Origin of the sequence: Pseudoxanthomonas beigongshangi, from assembly GCF_016820515.1 — a bacterium.
GTDB lineage: Bacteria > Pseudomonadota > Gammaproteobacteria > Xanthomonadales > Xanthomonadaceae > Pseudoxanthomonas_A > Pseudoxanthomonas_A beigongshangi.
Map to the genome: position 1 here is coordinate 1 of NZ_JADHDV010000064.1, position 591 is coordinate 591.

The 591-nt window shown below is 62.8% G+C and carries 1 protein-coding gene; it reads right to left on the reverse strand.

Features of this window, described 5'->3' with window-relative positions; translation table 11 throughout:
• Window positions 1–591, reverse strand: a 591-nt coding sequence (locus tag IQ458_RS19460) for an IS3 family transposase (RefSeq protein WP_203323845.1), incomplete at both ends; no start/stop codon positions are given.

The following is a 591-nucleotide window of genomic DNA, read 5'->3' on the forward strand; positions in this document are numbered from 1 at the left end:
GCTGACTTCCAAGCCGTGCTCGCGGCAGAAGCGGCGCCAGTCATCGCTGCCGTATTGCACGCCCTGGTCGGAGTGGATGACGACCTCCGAAGTGGGGCGCCGCCGCCAGATGGCCATCAACAGTGCGTCCATCGCCAGTTCGCGCGCCAAGCTGGATTTCATCGACCAACCAATGACCGCGCGCGAGTAGAGGTCGATCACCACGGCCAAGTACAACCAACCTTCGGCGGTGCGCAGGTAAGTGATGTCGGTGACCCAGGCAAGGTCGGGTTGCTTGACCGTGAACTGTCGTTGCAAGCGATTGGGCGCCACCACTGCAGGCTTACCGCCCTTGTATCTGCGACGCAGCGGAGAGCGCACCGAACGCAGTCCCTTCTGTCGCATCAATCGCTCCACCCGCTTGCGGCCAATACGTTCGCCGGCCTCGGTCAGATCGCGGTGCACATTACGACTGCCATACACGCCACCGGAGGCCAGGTAAGACTCCTCGATGTACGCCAACAGGCGCGCATCCTCTTTGGCACGTGCCGACTGCGGACACTTCAGCCATGCGTAGTAGCCGCTGCGCTCCACCTTGAGCACCCGGCACAT